11 protein-coding genes are annotated in these 19,771 nt (G+C 42.7%); 4 read left to right on the forward strand and 7 right to left on the reverse strand.

Features of this window, described 5'->3' with window-relative positions; translation table 11 throughout:
* Window positions 1-318: 318 nt before the first annotated feature.
* From FGL37_RS12615 to FGL37_RS12645, 7 genes are all read right to left on the reverse strand, one after another.
* Entirely contained in the window at window positions 319-1,512 is a 1,194-nt protein-coding gene (locus tag FGL37_RS12615) for a PepSY-associated TM helix domain-containing protein (protein WP_028072369.1), read from the reverse strand.
* A complete protein-coding gene (locus FGL37_RS12620) occupies window positions 1,513-3,843 on the reverse strand; it encodes a TonB-dependent receptor (protein ID WP_037534558.1) in 2,331 nt (776 codons plus the stop codon).
* A gap of 251 nt (window positions 3,844-4,094) precedes the next feature.
* Window positions 4,095-4,520, reverse strand: coding sequence for a tetratricopeptide repeat protein (locus FGL37_RS12625; RefSeq protein ID WP_028072367.1), 426 nt, complete (start codon window positions 4,518-4,520; stop codon window positions 4,095-4,097).
* 96 nt (window positions 4,521-4,616) lie between these two features.
* Window positions 4,617-6,170: a SusD/RagB family nutrient-binding outer membrane lipoprotein gene (locus FGL37_RS12630; protein WP_028072366.1), complete on the reverse strand. Its 1,554-nt coding sequence runs from the start codon at window positions 6,168-6,170 to the stop codon at window positions 4,617-4,619.
* A 4-nt stretch (window positions 6,171-6,174) separates the two neighbouring features.
* A complete protein-coding gene (locus FGL37_RS12635; RefSeq protein ID WP_028072365.1) occupies window positions 6,175-9,357 on the reverse strand; it encodes a SusC/RagA family TonB-linked outer membrane protein in 3,183 nt (1,060 codons plus the stop codon).
* Window positions 9,358-9,874: 517 nt separating this feature from the next.
* Window positions 9,875-11,407 carry a sulfatase family protein gene (locus FGL37_RS12640; protein ID WP_028072364.1) on the reverse strand — a complete coding sequence of 511 codons (1,533 nt, stop codon included), beginning with the start codon at window positions 11,405-11,407 and terminating at the stop codon, window positions 9,875-9,877.
* 324 nt (window positions 11,408-11,731) lie between these two features.
* Window positions 11,732-12,460 (reverse strand): FadR/GntR family transcriptional regulator, encoded by a 729-nt coding sequence (locus tag FGL37_RS12645; RefSeq protein WP_028072363.1) that lies wholly within the window; start codon window positions 12,458-12,460, stop codon window positions 11,732-11,734.
* Between the two features lie 147 nt (window positions 12,461-12,607).
* On the opposite strand from FGL37_RS12645, the gene FGL37_RS12650 reads away from it, so the two are divergent.
* From FGL37_RS12650 to FGL37_RS12665, 4 genes are all read left to right on the forward strand, one after another.
* Entirely contained in the window at window positions 12,608-15,895 is a 3,288-nt protein-coding gene (locus FGL37_RS12650) for a SusC/RagA family TonB-linked outer membrane protein (protein WP_051607368.1), read from the forward strand.
* A 74-nt stretch (window positions 15,896-15,969) separates the two neighbouring features.
* On the forward strand, window positions 15,970-17,535 hold the full coding sequence (locus FGL37_RS12655; RefSeq protein WP_028072361.1) for a RagB/SusD family nutrient uptake outer membrane protein: 1,566 nt from the start codon (window positions 15,970-15,972) through the stop codon (window positions 17,533-17,535).
* A gap of 82 nt (window positions 17,536-17,617) precedes the next feature.
* A complete protein-coding gene (locus FGL37_RS12660) occupies window positions 17,618-18,559 on the forward strand; it encodes a dihydrodipicolinate synthase family protein (protein ID WP_232048689.1) in 942 nt (313 codons plus the stop codon).
* A 61-nt stretch (window positions 18,560-18,620) separates the two neighbouring features.
* The gene (locus FGL37_RS12665) at window positions 18,621-19,760 is read left to right on the forward strand and encodes a hypothetical protein (protein WP_138096816.1); all 1,140 of its coding nucleotides are present in this window, start codon (window positions 18,621-18,623) and stop codon (window positions 19,758-19,760) included.
* The last annotated feature ends 11 nt before the right edge of the window (window positions 19,761-19,771 follow it).

Raw genomic sequence — 19,771 nt, forward strand, 5'->3', positions numbered from 1 at the left:
TCAGTTAGCGTATTATTTTCAGGCGACTTTCATATATGTCGATTTTTACTGACATCTGCAGTCTCTTTACTGGTAAGGTTGTTTTCGCAACGCTTAAAAAAAAGTATATTTTGCCCAGCGAAATTTGTGTTTAAAAGTCAATCCCTCAGTGCCGGCTGGAGTGGAGGCCGGCGTCAGTGAAGAGAGGTCGCCAAGCTTTCAACGTTGGTAAGATCAATAAGCGTGCTATACGAATAGTATCGCGCAGTTTCGATTGGTAGCTGCGGATTCCTAGTTTTCCACATGATGTTAACAACTATGTTTAAAACATAATATGGGTTATTCACAGCACTTATCAACATGATGTTGATAACTTTTCTTTTTTGCCTTCTTTTTCCTCTTCTTGTTCTTGTTGAACCAGATGATATAACCGGTTACTGGCAGGGAAGCACAACAAAGGCTTGCCATAAATGCGATGATCTTAGTCCCCATGCCACCTATACTTCCGGTATGGATGTCAAAGTTAAGTGCGCTAAGCTTGTCCCCATACCGTAATTGCGAACTTGATTTGATCTCCTTAAGACTGCCTTCCTTTTTGTCAAAATACAGCCAGTCAAATACGCCACTTCGCGTTTCATATCTTCTGACCTGAATGTCCATTTCCCGTACGGTATCTTTTTTTAGTCGGATAGAGAGCATTTCGGCTTGTGGATATTGCTGTAGACTGTATACGAGAGCATTGTCCTGAACGTTTAGGTACGGCGCTGGTAGCGCGGTTGAAGTGTGCTTTTGTTGTACGCGTTCTTTCGTTTGTAGCAGATTAAATGCTGCAATATAGTTTTTTTTGAATGCTGGAAAGGCAAAGACAAGCCCCGTGATTGCGAAAACCAGAGCAAAAAACAGACAATAAAAACCTACAACATTATGGAGGTCATGGTTGAGGCGTTTCCATTTGACCTTGGTGTCAATCCAGAAGCTTCGGCGTAAATTTTTGCCTTTCCATTTCTTCGGCCACCAAAGTACAACTCCACTCAACAGAATAAGCACAAATAGTGCTACCGACCAGCTGACTAGGGTATGTCCATATTTTTTGCCGAGCAATAGGTTGAGATGAAGTTGTAACACCAGCTGAAAGAACTCTGTCTTGGCATCTTCCACCTGTTGTACGCTGCCGGTATAAGGATTAACGAAGACGCGTTTATAGTAGATGTAGTAGTTCCAATGGCCAAAGGCGCTGTCATCTGTTTTCATGGCGCGGAAGACCCAGGTACGATCTTTGGCTGGGTATAGATCCACCCGCGTTATTTTCTGTCCCTTTTCAAGACTATGTTGCGCGCTGGAAAGGAGGGTGCTAAGTGGCAGAGGAGACGCTGTCTGCACAGTATCCTTTATAAAATACTTTTCAGGGTAAGCCCATAATTTGAGCTCATCCTGAAAAGTGTATACACATCCCGAAAGGCTTAAAATAAGCACAATAATTCCGGTAATAATGCCTAGCCATTTATGTAACCAGAGGATGCTTGATTTTATCATCTAAAACTTATAGTTAACGTTGAATGATGCCAGCATACCCTGTCCTTTTACGTATTCTTCATTTAATGCACGGTATTGGCTGACGACAGGGTAGTAGTTCTTGTTGAAAAGGTTTTCTATTCCCATTCCTAACGACCATTGTCTGTTGAGCTGGTAGTTTGCATTGAGATTAAAGAGGTCGACCTGCTTTACTGGACCTTCACTGTTTTTATATACACCTTTGTCATTGGGCAAGAAACGGTCACGGGAGCCTGTGTGTACCCAAAATAGCTGGACATTCAAAGGTTTTATGGGCGTAAAATAGATATATCCTGTTGCTTTGACAGGTGATATTCGTGAGCCGTTGAGGTAGGATTTAGTGCCGTCTTCTTTTTTGGACTTTCCTTCTACATAAGCATAGGTACCACCGACAGTAAGTTGGTGGCTGATGGTTGCACTGAGCGCAATCTCATATCCATAAACATCTTCTGGAAGACGTTGGGGCATCAGGTATCCGCCAATGTCCACAAGTTCTACGCCCATCTTTGAGGTGCTGTAGAAATAAGATGCAGCCAACTGGAAAATACTGTAGTTGCTCGAGAATCCTACTTCGTAGTTATTGGTAATTATGGGGTCTGTTTTCAGGCTGTCGAGATCGTTATCCGTTGCTCTGCGCACGATACGGCCGAGCTCATTGATCGCAAAACCCTGCGAAAAACTGATGAAGGGATTAAAAAACGCATACTTATTGTAACGGAGTCCAGCATTGAAGGTGGCACCTTTGTAGGGAATTTTACCGCCTTTTACAGCTATGCTTCCTTCATTGTTGGGACCTGTTGCGATTGTGTTGAAATCTTTGATCTTGACAGTGGCGTTTTCATAACGGACGCCACCTTTGAAAATCAGGTTTTCAATAAAGTCAATCTTGACCTGCGCATAGGGGGCCACGTTAAGCATATTCATATGGGGAATATAGACACGGCCGTCGGTCAGGTTCTGATCAGTGACATCGTTTAAAAGGTCCAGTCCATAAGTGACGTCAGCAGCATATCCCAATAGGTTAAAGGGGGTATTGAGGTTGAGGCGTAGACCCTTTTTCTCCGAGTTGATCTGCGTCTGCCCAGGGCCGTACCAGGCGGACGCTTTCTCTACATAACGATTCATGGACCGGAATGTATTGTAATAGGCGGACGCAACCAGTGACGTAGAACCAAGTAGGTTGTTTTTCGCATAGGTCAGCATAGCGTTGTGGTTGTATGGCGTTCCGGCGGGTTTTCCGGGATCGTCGCCTCTCACACCGATCGTTGGCTTTTGCCCATATATACCGGTCTGGCTAATGTATCGATTGTGCTGGTTACTCCGGTAAAAGTTATAAACCGCAGAAATGTTGGAGCTGCTGTCAATATTGTAACCGGCTTTGAGGAATGCATTGTACTGATAGGTATTGGAAAGCGCGTCAGTCTGACCGAGTGGTACGCCATCGCCATCGCGCTGAAGTCCCACATAATCGGCAGATGCGCTGACGGTATAATCCCATCTGTTTTTGCGGCCAAATAAGGTCTGTGCAGCGCGATATCCCATGGTTCCGGCGCTGTTGACCGGATTGAAGGTTGTCCTTAAGCTGGTGATGCCCTGTATCGGCGCAGCATCTTTAGCGGGCTTGCGGGTGATGTAATTGATGATTCCGCCGGCCGAGCCATTGCCATAGATGGACGTTGCACCTTTGATCACTTCGACGCGTTCAATAACACTGGGGTCTATCGTTCGTAGATCGCGCTGTCCGTTCATCAGCGGTGTAGACTGCGGGATACCATCGATTAGTACCAAAACAGATCGGCCTCTCAGCGTCTGCCCCGAGTTGGTAGCTTTATTGGTTGAAGTTCCCAAGCCTGGAACCGTATTGCCCAAGATGCTCGAAAGATTGGTGCTGATCTGACTTTGTGCTTCAATTTCCTTGGTGGTCAGGATTGAAACAGACGAGGGAACCGTAGAAATGCTCTCCGGTTTACGACCGGCTGTAACGATGATCTCATCCAAGGTTTGTCTCCCGTCTAATTGAAATAAAATCGGGCTTTTGACCGTATCCAGTAGTACGGTTTTCTCCACTGGAGAATATCCTGCATAAGAGACACGGAATTGCAAGTATTCCCCAGATGGCAGCTTGTTTAATTTGAATTGGCCATTTTGATTGGAATAGCCGATATTTTTCCCATTTAGTCTGATGTTGGCCTGAGCGACAGGTTGATTATCGGTATTTTTTACAATCAGTGATAATTCTTGTGCAATTACCTGCATATTCAGCAAGACAAGCATACTACCGGTGAACATCTTAATGCATGTTCTGTTTTTCATAGCAGTTTATTTAGATCAATTATAAATTGATGCAAATATAGAACATTTATGTTTTAACATCTAAAAAATGATTTTTTTTTAGACAACTCTTTCAACGGAAGGAAATTAATGAAAATAACTGCTGCAGTGGCCCGGACGGTATTCGCCACCGGATCGGAGTCCGCCGTACTCCTGTTATATGTTATGGAGTAAGCCTAGGATGGTTAGTCCCGGGCATTACTTTGAAGCTGGCAGGAAATAGAAGACACAAGTCAGTCAAGGTCTATATTGTCGGCCAGAAAATCGAAATATTTGGGCGGCTCTTCTTCAAAAATCTCTTTTCCTTCCATCATATAGGCGCGAAGTAAATATTCCTGAGCCGCTTCCGTATCTGCGGATTCGAGGTAACACTGTCCTAGACGCAACATAATAAACGGGTTTTCGTAGGCATTTTCGATAATATTCCTTTTGGCATTCTCAAAGTGCTGGAGGGCATTTTGGAAATCGCCCTGTAGGAAAAAAGCATCGCCAATGGAGGCCTCTAGCCAAAGGCTTTCGGCATGCAAATGCTGGGGTTGGGGTATTAGATTTAAAGCTTCGTTCCAGATACGGATGGCTTCCTGATAATTACCCTGATCACAAAATGCGTTGCCATCTTCGCTGAGCTGATCGATTTTGTCGAGTATTTGATCGTCCATAATATGTACTTTGGGGTATTATACGAAGTTATGAAAATATAGTAATAAACAAACCCCTGAAAATATTAAATTCAGGGGTTTGCACTTAAAGCGGATTTAATTATTTGCGGTATTCCACCAGATTTTGGTGTTTATAACGTCGTCTCCTTGTTGGGCTAAAGAAGCCTGATAATTTGTTTTATTGGTGCTTTGCTCTTTGAGCGGATAGACTAGACGGCTAGGGATCGTATTGCCGACTTCAGGCTCAAATGTATAAGTAACGGGTTTGCCTTCCACCGTGCCGCTCCAGGTCACATCACCCTTTTTGATCAGGAATAATGGGTAGCCTGTTCTTCTTATCTCCGACCAAGCTTCTATACTCTGATTGAAAAGTGCCAGATATTTTTGCGAAAGTACATTTTCTTTATTGGCGGAAGGTAATTTACTTATATAAGTGTCTACATCCTCTTGTGATACGCCCCATTTTTCCAAAGAAGCACGAACGCCATTTTCATAGTTAGTTTGATCCCAACTGTTATTTTCAGCTAGAATAAATGCGATTTCTGCGTATTCCAAAAGTACCTCGCCATAGTCCGCAGCATTAATAGCATCGCTTGGTAGCGATATTTTATCAACAGGGAAGAGATTACCTGCAGACAAAGGTAATCCATAGGGCTGCCCGATGAATTTTCCGTCTGCAGCAGGTTTAGCGAATTTAGATAGCCTTGGATCTGCAATCTTAAACGGACCGCGGATACCCTGCAATGTCTCCACAAGAACATTGGAAATCGCAAAATCCTTTCGATTAGCTGTTACTGTAGCACGGAATAAAGGTGCTTCATGAGGTGATGTTTTCGAATATTTAAATACCGCATTATCATCATTCGAAGTAAATATACCTTTTTTTATAGCGTCTGCCATATGTGTTGTCGCCAAGGCTGCGTCTTTACCTTTGATGCGGTTGGCAACACGTAAACGCAAAGAGTTTGCAAATTTTGCCCAACGTTCATTGGATCCCTTATAGAGAATATCTGCCGATCCAAAAGTATTGCCTGTTGGGTATTTAAGCAAGGTATCAGCAGCTTGCTGTAGTTCGTTGAGGATATCTTTATAAATTTTCTCCTGCCTAGCGTATTTTGGAGTTAAATTATCTGGTTCTTGCTGCAGCGCTTCAAAGTCAGGATCTTTATTGCCGTACGATTCGTAGGGAATGTTGCCAAACACGTCTGTTAAGGATTGAAAGGCATATGCTTTAAGAATTCTGGCAATAGCAATCTGATTAGCGTTGGTGCCAGCGGTACCGGCAGCTGCAATTGCTTTAGTGCTCTCGTTGGAATTGAGTTTAACGATCTCATTTAAATTGTTGAGAGCCCTGTAAGTGGCTGTCCAGTAATTGTCAGAATAGCTAGTGGGGATCTGGTAGCGCGATTGATCAGTATAGATATTCTGGCTGAAGTACTGAGCAAATAGTTGGGCTCCCCTTAAGCTGATCTCTTCACTACGCAAGGCATTAACTAATTGTTTTTCAGCAGTCACTAAAAGCGTTGGTGTAGTTACAATTGCCGGACGATTGGGATCGGTATTGATATCCGCAAAGGTCTCTTTGGAGCAGGAGGCTGCAACAGATGCCAAGCTGAGGAAAGAAATATATATTATATTGGACAGTTTCATTTTTTTAGAATTTAAAGTTTACATTAAAACCATAAGTAATCGGTAGGGGGATATTACCTCCTTCAATGCCCTGAACATTGCCACCACTAGAGGTGAATTCAGGGTCTATATACTTGCTTTTGGTATAGATGTTCCAAAGGTTACGACCGTATACATTAACACCCATATTTTTAACGACCTTGGAGTTTGCGAAATTAAAATTATAACCCAGTGTAACTTCTCTAAGCTTCACATAAGTCGCGTCGAAAATAGAAAACGTTGTCGGACCATTGTACTCGTTGCGCGCCCATTGCTGTGCGGTGATATTTGTTGTATTTGGCTGAATGTCTGTTACGTCATAGCTGCCGTCGCTGTGGAAGACGACATTCCCTTTTACACCATCGAGCACGACCCCCGTTTCGCGAATATTGTTTGCGGCTGTTTTGTCTAGTATACCCGCATACATACCAACTTTATATGTTTGTGAGAAAAATTTACCTCCGACACGGCCAGAAACTAGAAAGCCAAGATTGAAGTTTTTATAATGGAACGTATTTTGGAAGCCAAAGGTAAAGTCGGGCATGATCGTTCCCAAGGGTACTAATTGGGAAGTTTTCATGTAAGTACCATCTGCTTGTACGACGCGTTGGCCGTCCGGCGCATATACAAAGTCGTAACCTAAAAACTGGCCGTAGGATTCTCCTTCGCGAGCAACCAATTGAACTAATGAGCTACTGAGATTCAATGTATTGACTTGATCGTCTAGCTTAACGACTTTATTTCTGTTTTTTGCCCAGTTAATGGTTGCATCCCACGAGAAATTTTCATGTTTAATCAGAGTTCCATTGAGTACGATTTCAATTCCTTTGTTATTAACTTTACCCGCATTTAACCATTTGTATTCATAGCCAAAGGAGGATGATACCGGAACTGGAAGGATCTGATTTCTCGAATTGTTGTTATAATAGGTGATATCCAGTCCTAGTCTGTTTTTCAGCAGTTGAACGTTGAGTCCAGTCTCCAAGGAACGTGTACGTTCTGGACGTAGCTTATCGTTGGGTTTTTGTGCAGGCAAGGTATACGACGGGTTGCCTTCGTAAGATTGTTCTGCCTCATATACTTTCGTAAGCTGGTAAGGTTCTGTGTCGTTTCCAACATCTGACCAGCCCAGTCTTAATTTACCGAAACTCAACCAAGAAAGTTCTTTTAATGCATCTAAATTACTGAATACAAAACTACCTGCTAATGATGGATATGCATAAGACCAGGCTGTAGCTGGCAAAGTGGAAGACCAGTCGTTTCGAATTGTCGCATCAACATACAGCAGGTCATTATAACCTAATGAAGCACTGCCGAAAACAGATGCAATGCGTTTGTGATATTTATAGTTATCTATTCGAACAGAATTTGCATTTTTCAAATTATAGTAGTTCGGGATAATCAGGCCACCTTGTGTAATAGCATAATTATTTTGCCAGCTTTTGTCTCTGATGTTAGCTCCAGCGAAAGCGACGAGTGAGAATTTGTTCCAATTCTTTTTTGCCGTCGCCATAAACTCATAATTATATTCATTCAGTTTATTATTAGTTTCCTCATATTGAGAGGCACTACGGGAGTAAACAGCGATACGATCCTGTGCCTGAAATGAATAAATATCGCCATGTACCTTGGCGCCAAGTTTTAGCCAGCTATTTACATCGTATTCTAAACCAATATTTCCATAAAAACGATCTCTCTTGTCCTCCAAATAAGATTCATAAGCTGACCAATATGGGTTGTCAATAAAACGGGTTGCCTCTGCTGCTGGTGTATTTTGCCAACCGGTACGGTTCCAGGCTAAAGGCGTTCCATCGGCTCTCTTGTAATTCTCTAATATTTTGTAATCCACTTGCACGGCCCCCCATTGGAATGCTTCTAGGATAATATTTCTATTAGACGCACCTGTCCACGGCCGGCCTAAAGACGAGTTGCGGATATAATTCAAATTGGAAGTCACTTTCAATCGGCCTAATTGCGTCCCCCCGGAGAAATTGAGTGAATTTCGGGACAAGTGCGAATTTGGGGTAGTCCCTTTGACATTTTTATTTGTGTATGAAAACCGATAATTCGTGTTCCCACTGTTACCTGCAATGGCAATATTATTTGTATTAGCTATACCAGTGCGGAAAAAATAACTGACGTCATTTTTTGGATAAAGCCAAGGTGATGGTTTGAGATAGTTAGCCTCATCTTCAGGATTCAGATTATACCAATGAAGGACTGGCGTACCATCAAGCTTGGGCCCCCAACTCTCGTCTGCGGCATAATCTACTAGCTTGAAATCGGTACCATTTATAGTTTGGGTCTGGAAAGACGTGGAATAGCCTTGTCCATAGAGATGTTGTCTTTTGGGCAGCCGAACAACGTTTTCAAAGTCTATACCTGTATTCAGTGCGATTTCTACTTTTTCGCCTTTTGACGCACGTTTGGTTGTAATCATGATAACGCCATTGGCAGCTCTCGAACCATAAAGCGCTGCAGCTGTAGCGCCTTTTAGCACGGATATATTGTCTATGTCGTCGGGGTTGATGTCCTGAATCATATTACCAACATCTTTTCCGGCACTACCGTTGATCGTTGAGCTGGAGTTGAAATCTGTATTATCTATAGGAGTTCCGTCAACGACATATAATGGCTGATTGTTTCCCGAGATGGATGTAATACCCCGGAGCAACACAGAGGAAGATCCTCCCATATTACCGCCAGAAGTGGTTATCTGAAGACCAGCTACTTTTCCCGATAACGAGCTAAGGGCATTTGTTGGTCTCGTTTGCAATTCAACCGATTTCACTTCCTGAACTGCATATCCCAATGATTTTTTCTCGCGGGAGATTCCTAAGGCGGTTACCACTACTTCTTCCAACTGCGAAGTTGCCGGTAGTAACTGAACTGTCGTCAGCCCATTGGGATTGGTCTGTACAATTTTAGACTCAAAACCCACATATTGGACCTGTATATTCAATGAGCTCCCATTGGAAGGAAATTCGAATAAACCGTTTGCATCTGTCTGAACCTGTTTTTTACTGACCGTTTCGGTGACGGTTGCACCCTGAATAGGACTGTTGTTGTTGTCAACCACTTTTCCTTTTATGGTAGATTGCGCGTATAGCGCGCTTGAACTTAGGCATAGCGCAGCCATTACGACAAAATTTATGTTATTTTTTGCCATAGTTAATTATGAATAATGAATTGCTATTATATGTACGGAAAGGTTGTCGGAGATATTTAAATGTTTACCTGCAAAACATCTCCTTTGGACATTCGTTTTTCAAGCATAAGTAGTGTGTCTAGTTTCATGTGTTAAAAAATGTTAATGCAAATATATTAAATCTACCTGATAACTATACTTTGTTTTTGTTTTTTTTGTAATATTTAGGTCAGAATAGGCTTCAACAGCAATTGCACAAAACGGACAAGGATAAAAAGGATTTTAAAAGAACTTCTACAATACTATGTTGACGAAATCAGACTTAGATGAACTGTTTTCTTTTGGTCAACGCCGCATCAAACTCTGACTTTCTTCGTGCTGACATCGGGTGGCCATCGTTTTTTCATCGGGATTTCATCGGGTTGGCTCGATGAAATCCCGATGCCGTCCCGATGAAATCCCGATGAAAGGTAGAAGTTGGTCGGAAGTTGGTCCGAAAATAATAGGAAAAAACCGTCTTGGCCATCCTTCATTTTGATCAGCGGTCGATATTGACTCGATAAATACCTTCGGCTTCTTTATCGTCAAATTTTTGTATTTGCGCGGCAAGTTTCTTTTTCATCATTTTGACAACATCCGAGTAAGCTGGGTCTTTGTATACATTTTGGAGTTCATGAGGATCTTTGTTCAGGTCAAAAAGTTCCCAGTTTTCAACGCGTTTATAATACCTAATCAGCTTGTAACGATCATCCCTGACCCCAAAATGGGGACTCACGGCATGTTCCCCGTTCTCAAAATAGTGATAGAACAGAACTTTGCGATGTTCCTCTTTGTTATTTTTTAGGACGTGAACGAACGATTCGCCTTGCATGTCTTTCGGTTTTTTGACAGCGGCCAGTTCTAGAAGTGTGGGGGCAATGTCGGCGTTGACAATTTTCGCATCAATGACTGAATGCTGAGGCAACAGGGCAGGATACCGCATTACCATTGGCGTACGAAAAGACTCTTCGTACATCCAGCGTTTGTCAAACCAACCATGTTCGCCCATATAAAATCCTTGGTCCGAGAGGTAGATCACAATTGTATTTTCAGTGAGAGATCTTTTATCCAGATAATCAAGCACTTTGCCAATGTTACGGTCCATAGACTGAGCCGTATTGAGATAATCGACCATATAGCGTCTGAATTTCCATTCCGCCAGCTGTTTTCCTGTTAGTTTATCTTGCTTCAGTTGTTCAAATATCGGACGGTAATACGCTATATAGCTGTCTTTCTGGGCTTGGTTCATCCGTTTGAAATTACCATCAGCCATCATGTCTTCCAGTGATTTGAACATTTTCAGATCATAGCCCATTTGCAAATCCTTGTCTATGGACATTTCCTGTAACGCTGCTGCCTGCCTACTTTGGTAATTATCATGGAAGGTTGTCGGTAAGCTAAAATGGACAGAATCATACGTGCCAAAGTCTTTTGGATCGGGCATCCAGGTACGATGTGTAGCCTTATGGCCGATGACCAGGCAGAACGGCCGGTTCGCATCTACCGTGTCCATCCATCGGATTGCTTTTTCAGTAACAATATCTGAGACATACCCTTCGGTGCGTTTACGGCCCTGTTTGCTGATAAAATCTGGATTGAAATATGTTCCTTGACCGACAAGAATATCATAATAATTGAAACCCTGTAGTTTGTCGCCCAGGTGAATCTTGCCTACCCATGCCGTTTGATAACCGACGTTTTGGAGCTGTTTCACAAAAAGATCCTGATGGAAGTCGAATTCGGAGGTTTCATTATCCTTAAAACCATTTTTATGGCTGTATTTACCGGTCAACAATGTCGCCCGTGCTGGGCCGCAGATGGAGTTGTTGACAAAGGTGTTTTTAAATATTGCACCACCCGCAGCAATACGGTCAATTTGTGGTGTTTTTCCGTATGTTGAGCCATAGGCACCAATTGTCTGGTAAGCATGGTCATCGGAAATGATGATGACGATATTTGGTCTTTTTTGTGCAGAAGCATTTTTTACGATCGGCAGTGTAAGTAATACAAATAAAAGCGATTTCAGTTTCATTACCCGGATTTTAAAAGGTCAGTTTATCATGCTAAATTAACAAATATATGTATTACATAAAACGACTAATAAACAAAATTGCTAACGCGCAAATAATAATAGCTCTAGTAGCTCATCTGTTAGAAGACGGACATACTTCCGAGCATTTCGTCTTTAGCTCCGATAGGCCTACCCTGTTCATCCGAACCTCACCGCAGCGATACCAAACAAGGGTGTGAGCTATTCTGGAAAACTGTTGGTAGATCGGGAAATAAACTGTTGTCGGTAGCTTATCTTACATGTTGTGCAATAACATTACTTGTGTGGATAAGAATTAATAAGACTTTATCCAACGGATTTCTTATATACAAAAAGACGTTGATAGTGATTGTCTAAATGTTTTCGCATGGCATTGCGAAAAACTTCCGCATTGCCTACTTTCAATATATCTACAAGGCCCCGATGGGAGATAAAGCTCTTTGATGTGCTTGGGCTTGTCAATAAACCGCTACTGTGAACATATTGAAAAACAGGTAGTAACATGTTCTGAAAATCTTTTAAAATCGTGTTCCCTGTGATTTCATAAAGTTTTCCGTGAAAAGCAACCTCGGTTTCAATGTCGAAAATTGTGTTATCGGCGTTTAATGGCTCTTTAGCCACAATAGCCTCCAGCTCTTCAATATCTTTTTCCTGTATATGTTCAAACAATATATCAGCCATACCGACCTCCAGTACCATGCGCATCTCAAAAAGATCCTGCAGGGTCTTGTTTTCCATAATGGTCGGATAAAGGGATTTGCGTAAGGGTTTGATAAGATCCGGACTGGTTAGCACTGCTCCTCTGTGTTTTTTGGATTCGACCAGTCCGACCATACGTAATCTCAGCATCGCCTCACGGACAACAGTGCGGCTTACGCCAAGCGTTTGCGCCAGCTCCATCTCCTTTGGTAGAGCATCCCCGACTTTTAGCCCTTGACTGACAAAGAGATTAATGATTTCTTTCTCCGCACGGTCTACTAGTGAAGAAGTATCAATGGTTTTTAGGTGTTCAGTTAAAGAAGGATTTAATTCCATATGTGTTACATGTAGCGCATTAGGCACTGTAATACAAAGATAATTAATTAAAATCAAAAATATGTTATACATAATGTAAATATAATTTGTTTTTTGCTTTTATAATTTTATATATTTGCATATATGTAATACTTAATACAAACCAATATGTATTCAAACCTAAAATTACGATCCCTGTTAACGCTGTCTGTTCTGGCAGGCCATATGTTAGTGGCCCAAGCTCAGGATCATTCAGTGAAAGGGAAAATCACAGATGCAAAGACGGGGGAATCGCTTAGCGATGTGAACATCAGAATCAAGGGAACCAACCAATCGTTAAAAACGCATGCTGATGGAACCTTTATAATCACGACCAATCCAAATACGACCTTGGTCATTACTTCAACGGGCTATAAGCCTTTTGAAATAGCTATTGGACAGCTCCGACAATTGGATATTAAACTTGAATCAAAAGTCGAACAAATGGATGAGGTTGTTGTGGTGGGATACGGGAAGATGAAGAAATCCAATTTGACAGGCTCCGTTAGCCGTCTGGATAAGAAAGTGCTTGAAACTGGAGTCCGTTCTAATCCAGCTTCTGCCTTAGCTGGTACTGTACCCGGCATTCGGGTTCAACAGACTTCGGGAAGACCGGGGGCTGTTCCCACAGTTGTACTCCGAGGTGGAACAACATATGGGGGAGGAGGTGCACCATTGGTCATTGTTGATGGGTTAATTCGAAATGGATTTAATGATATCAATCAAAATGATATTGAATCTATCGACGTATTAAAAGATGCTTCGGCCACAGCAATATATGGTGCAAGGGCAGCAAACGGTGTCATATTGATAACTACGAAAAGAGGAAAAGAGGGGATTTCCAACATTACTATTTCGTCTAAAGTGGGTGTCAATAAATTGAATATGCCTTTTGATTTCCTAGATGCAAAAGACTATCTGTACTGGAGCCGAAAAGGCGTTCAGGTGTCTGGACAATATCAACCATCTCAATTGAATCAACTGACTAGCGTTGGTCCCTTCGGTACAGGTAATAAATATAAAGACGATAAAGGAAACATCCTGGACGGTAATATGACGAGCAATGCCGTATGGAGTACAATGTTCCTTGATGATACCAATCGTGAATTACTTCAGCACGGCTGGCAAACAATGGTTGATCCGGTTACGGGAAAGGAGCTGTTATTTAAGGATTTTGATTACGCAAAGTATGCGCTCCGCAATGCAAGTCTGACACAAGATTATAGTATAGCATTACAAGGAGGGAATGACAAAGGTAAATACTATGGAAGCGTCGGAAAATACAACGAAAAGGGAATGCCAATTAATACCTTTTATGACCGGACGACTTTCATACTGAACGGCGAGTATAGGATTAAACCTTGGCTGCATTCTCTTTCGAGTGTAAATTTCGCGTACACAAAATGGCGGGATGCCATTAACGGTGAAGGTAATTATATGACCCGCGCATTGGGAGCTCCGCCAACAATGCGCGGCACTAATGCTAACGGAGATCTGCTTGTTGGCCGTGATTATCTAGATGGAAACCCACTGGTAAATGATGATAAATTTATCCGGAAAAACCTAAATCAAAAACTTACACTTACTCAGGCGTTTACTATTGATTTTGCAAGAGACCTTAATTTGCGTATAAGCGGAAACTGGTTTTTTAATCAATCAACCGTAGAGTCTTTTAATAAGGATTATCTCGCGAGCCCGGGCAATTATGTGCGGACACGCAACTCTTCGGCCTCTTATGACAAGATATATAACCAAACTTACAATGCGGTCTTGAATTACAAACCGGTTATCGATAACTCTCATCACATTGACGTGATGCTGGGCTCGGAATTTTTCGATACGTATAATAATGGATTTTCGGCAGCTGGAAGTGGGGCTCCTACGGACGATTTTATGGATCTAGGATTAACGAGCCCTGAGGCAAATAAACGAAGTATTGATTCTTACCACGATCGCCAGCGTATTATGTCTTATTTTGGACGTGTAAACTATGATTATAAAGAAAAATATCTTTTGACGCTAACGGCCCGTCGCGACGGTTATTCAACACTATTAAATAACAGATGGGGAACTTTTCCTGGTGTCTCAATAGGCTGGGCTTTGCACAATGAGGATTTCTTGAAGGAGTATTTAGGCTCAACAAAATTGTTAAACACCTTAAAATTGCGGGCGAGTTATGGGGGAAATGGTAATGTCAGCGGGATAGGTTCATATACGCTCCAAGGTTCCTATGGCACGAATAAATACGACGGTCAGGTAGGGTATACCATGTCAACGCTATCTATTCCCAATTTAAAATGGGAAAGTCTGATCACAAAAGAAGTAGGACTAGAGGCGAGGATGTTAAACAGAATGGACTTCAGTTTTGCTTATTATCACAGAACTACAAAAGATAAAATAGCAAACTTAACCCTACCCGCTTCAGCAGGTTTTACAACGATTACGACCAATAATGGTGACATGCAGAATCAGGGGATCGAAATCGGATTGAATTATCAGGTGCTACGGAAAAATGACTGGGACCTGAGTTTTAACTGGAATACAGCCTATAACAAAAATAAGATATTGAAATTGCCATTTAACGGTGTTGAAAACAATAGGCAGGGCGGTTTGCAAGTTTACGATCCGAAAACCAGAGAGCTAGTTTGGGTAGGTGGTTATCAAGAAGGACAAGACCCTAACGTAGCTTTTGCTTATGAGGCCATTGGGATCATTCGTACACAGGAGCAACTAGATAATTATGCATTGCAGTTGAAAGATCTTATTGGGGCAAGGACGTTGGTGCATCCGGATGTTTATAATGCAATGTCGAGCAGTGAGAAAAACTTACACTACCCGTTGGCCTTGGGAGATGTTATGTGGAAAGACGTAAATGAAGATGGGATTATCAATTCCTATGACAGGGTATATATGGGAAATACTCTTCCAAGGTGGACCGGAGGTTTTGGAGCGGCCTTGCGCTGGAAAGATATCAGTTTTAGCACCCGCTTTGACTATGCATTGGGCTATGTCGCCTATGATGGACCGAAAGCTTGGTTTTTAGGGATGATGCAGGGAACATTTAACACCACCACAAGTGTATTTGATACATGGACTCCGGACAACCCGAATGCTCAATACCCCACCTATTATTGGGCAGATCAACTTTTTAAAAATAATACCAGCAGAGAGAGCAGTATGTTTTATAATAAAGGGAACTATTTGGCATTTCGGGAGGTCAATCTCTCCTATCGTTTACCTAAGTCTATCGCTCAACGAATAAAGATGGAGGATCTTAGCGTATCCGTGACGGGGCAAAATTTACATTATTGGTCAAAAAACAGCTTATTTTCACCAGAGAGTGGGAGTGTAGGGCAAAATGGCGGAGGTTATCCTCTTCCACGGACCTTTATCCTTGGTGTTCAGCTAACCTTTTGATTTTCAATTTTAACAATAAGTTTATTTAGTACAAAGTTCAGAGACGAGTAAATCTGATAGAAAAAATTAAACGGATGAAAAAGATACTTATATACATAGGCTTCGCAATTTCTTTGTTTTCCTCATGCAAAGAAATTGATTTGGATCTCATTCCAGAGGATTATTTCGCCAGCGGAAGCTTTTGGAAAAACAATGAGCAGGTAGCTGGAGCAATGCTTGGACTTCATAACCAGCTTCGTGGACAGCAGCAAAATTTATGGAATCTGGGTGAATTGCGTGGTGGAACTTTGCGAGATGGTACTAGTTTTACGGGGACAGCGTCGTTGAACGCTGCGGGGATAATCACACAGGATATCCGTGAAAGTTCGCCGGGAATCTCCAGTTGGGCGGGTCTTTATGGCCCAATATTCCAGGTTAATAACTTTATTTATCAAGTGGAGAAGGCCGACTATCTGACCGATACACAAAAGGGGTATTATCTGGGGCAAGCTTACGGACTACGGGCTTTCTATTATTTTTATCTGTTTCGTACATATGGTCGCGTCCCTTTAGTTACGGAACCACAGGCAGCAGTAAACACGCCCTCGTCGGCAGAAGAAGCCTATAAGGCCAGAACCGAAACTGAAAAAGTGACCTTAGAGTTCATAAAGTCGGAAGTGGACAGATCAGAAAAATCGTTTGCTGGAAGTTATGAAACAAAGAACCAGAAAGCGCAATGGTCACTGGCTGCCACGTTAATGTTAAAAACGGAAGTCTACCTATGGTCGGCTAAAGTAGGAGTGGATGGAATGGCTCCAGAAAATGTTGCCGGTGATTTGAAACTGGCGAAGGCAGCAGTAGAAAGCGTGATGTCGAGATATGCGTTGGCCAGCAGCTTCTCCGAGCTGTTTCAGTCTGCTAGCATGCCATCGATGAAGGGTAATTCAGAAATAATTTTCACGATTCGCTATTTGAATGGTGAGGCTACTTCTTTCTTCAATAACTTTATTTATGCCGCAAGCGATGATCTGACAGGCTACGTGGACGACAAAGGGCAGAGTATTCCTAAAGATCCTCTGCAAGCCGGGTCTACGGGAATAATTCGTTATGAATACAAAATCGATCTTTACCGCCTATTTGATAAGGAGGATACAAGGGCGAACGCAACCTTTCTCAATTTTAATAAAGGGAACACATCTGCTATTGTATTTAAAAAGTTTTTGGGTACGTTGATTGATGGTGTCCGTAGCTATTCGGATGATTATCCTATTTATCGCTTGGCCGAAGCGTATCTGCTGTTGGCAGAAATCAAAAATAAACTGGGAGAAGATCCGACCGCTGAAATTATGGCCGTCAGAAACCGTGCTTACGCTGGTAAAGCCCCCGTGTTTACTAAGGGAAGCTTCGAAGCAAACGAACTGGCAATTTTTTATGAACGTACAAAGGAATTTGTCTCTGAAGGTAAACGATGGTTTGATTTAAGACGGATGCAAGATGGTCAGGGAAAGTCTTTAGTGTTTCGTAAAGACCTGAATCTGGTCGGTGTCTTAGAACAAACAGACGGTCAAAAACACAAGGTCTTGTGGCCAATAGATTTAGGTACACTGACGGCTGATCCAAAGCTGTCAGGCCATCAAAATCCGGGTTATTCAGGTACATAATACAGTAATCCCGCCTCGGATGATATCAGACGGGAAGCAAATACATAGAATTATTTATCAAATCAAAACATATATCATGCTAATGCAAAAAATATCGGGATTAATAGCTGCACCATTTACTCCTTTCGATGAGTCGGGAGAACTCAATCTTGCGCTGATTCCAGCATATTACGATATGCTAAAAAAAAATAAGGTAACAGGTGCTTTCATCTGCGGCTCTACGGGGGAAGGGGTATCGTTGACGTTTGACGAGAAGGTCGCTGTAATGACAGCTTGGGCAAGCCTCACAAGCACTGACGCGGAATTTACATTAATGATGCTCTTAGGCGGAACCAATATCAAAGAATGCCAGCAGTTGGCCCGACTGGCAGAACAGGTAGGAGTGGATGCTGTTTCGTTTACTTCACCATCTTATTTCAAGCCGGCAAATGTGGATCAGCTGGCAAAATGTTGTGTCGAAATAGCGGGCGCCTCCCCTCGGACAGCTTTCTATTATTATCATATTCCGGTGCTGACCGGGGGAAATTTCCCGATGATCGAATTATTAAAAAAAATTGATGGTGTAATACCCAATTTCAGAGGCATTAAGTATACACACGAAGATTTCATGGATTTCTTAAGTTGTATGAATTTCGCGGAGCGGAAATATGATATGCTTTGGGGAAGGGATGAAAACATGCTGTCGGCATTAGTATTGGGTGTCAAAGGTGCCGTCGGAAGTACGTATAACTACGCGGCGCCGTTGTATCTACGGCTGATGGAGGCCTTTGAAGCAGGTGATCTCGAAAAAGCAAATGCACTGCAGCAACAATCAATTGACATGATATCGTTGTTGGGCAAATATGGTGGCATTGCTGTTGGAAAGGCTTTTATGAAGTTGATTAGCTTAAATTGTGGCGAATTCCGGCTACCCGTGAAAAATATGTCCATAGAGCAGTTCGCACTTTTTAAAGCAGATGTTATGAAGCTTGGCTTTCAGGACTTTGCTGCACATGGGTGTGATAAACCGGAGGATGGTAGGTAATACAGGCGCTCATGCAGCAGGAGAACAAACGGCTGGCCAAGCTGGCCAAAAATAGATCATTATGACAAAACAAAATTGGATGACGATTGTAGCAGGAATATTGATGGTAAGCAGTGTTTACGGGCAGACCGGCCGTTTGGAATGGCATCGTTCTATTGACCTGCCCGCAAGGCAGAATGGAAAGGCACATATTGGTCTGGCAGGACCAATAGCCGGACTTGCCAAGGACTTTTTGCTGATTGGTGGTGGAGCTAACTTTCCGGATCTGCCACCGTGGGAAGGTGGCAAAAAAAAGATACAGAAAGATGTCTATATATATGCAAAAGATAGCGCCGGCCTCAGTCTGATAGGGCAAGATAGCCTACCGGACGCTGTTGCTTATAGTGCCAGCCTGAGTGTAGCCAACGGACTGTGTGTTATAGGCGGAGAGAATACGGAAGGAAAGACAAATGCCTGTCGACTGATCAGGTATGACGTTAGCAACAGAAAAATAGAAACGTTTGTCTATCCCCAGCTTCCGTTTTCGCTATCCAATATGGGGGCCGTATGCTTAGGGAACAAGCTGCTGGTTGCTGGTGGCGAACGCCATGATGGAGTGTCGGACCAAGTGCTGCAGCTGGATCTCGAAGATCTCGGCAGCGGATGGAAGAAAGTCGGAACGCTTCCTTACCCAGTATCGCATTTGCAGCTGCTAGTGGACGATATGCACCATTTATACGTAGTGGGGGGGAGAAAAGGAAACCGGAGTGCCGCCTCGACTTTATATCAAGGGCTATTGAAATCTGTTGACGGTGGGCAGCGCTGGTTGGAACTCACGGATATTCCTTTTAAAGCTGCTGCTGGGACAGCCTGTGTACTACCGGATCATGGGCTATGGTTATTTAGTGCGGATCGGGGGACTACTTTTCGTCGGGTGGAAACGATACTCTCCGAGGCTGAGAAAGAGCCAGATACGGAAAAAAAGCAGGAGCTGATTCGCGCTAAAAACATGCTTCAGGCCAATCATCCCGGATTTGGCAGGGAGATCTGGCGTTACGACCTGAAATCAGGGAGATGGAGCCGAGCGGGGGATCTGCCCTCCAATGGGCCGGTAACAACAACAGCTGTTTTATGGGGGGATATGTTGGTTTTACCGTCAGGTGAAATCAAAGCGGGTGTGCGAAGTGCGCAGATTTTACTGGCTACATTTTTCAAGAAATAGAATAATAAACA

The organism is Sphingobacterium thalpophilum (genome assembly GCF_901482695.1).
GTDB classification, from domain to species: domain Bacteria; phylum Bacteroidota; class Bacteroidia; order Sphingobacteriales; family Sphingobacteriaceae; genus Sphingobacterium; species Sphingobacterium thalpophilum.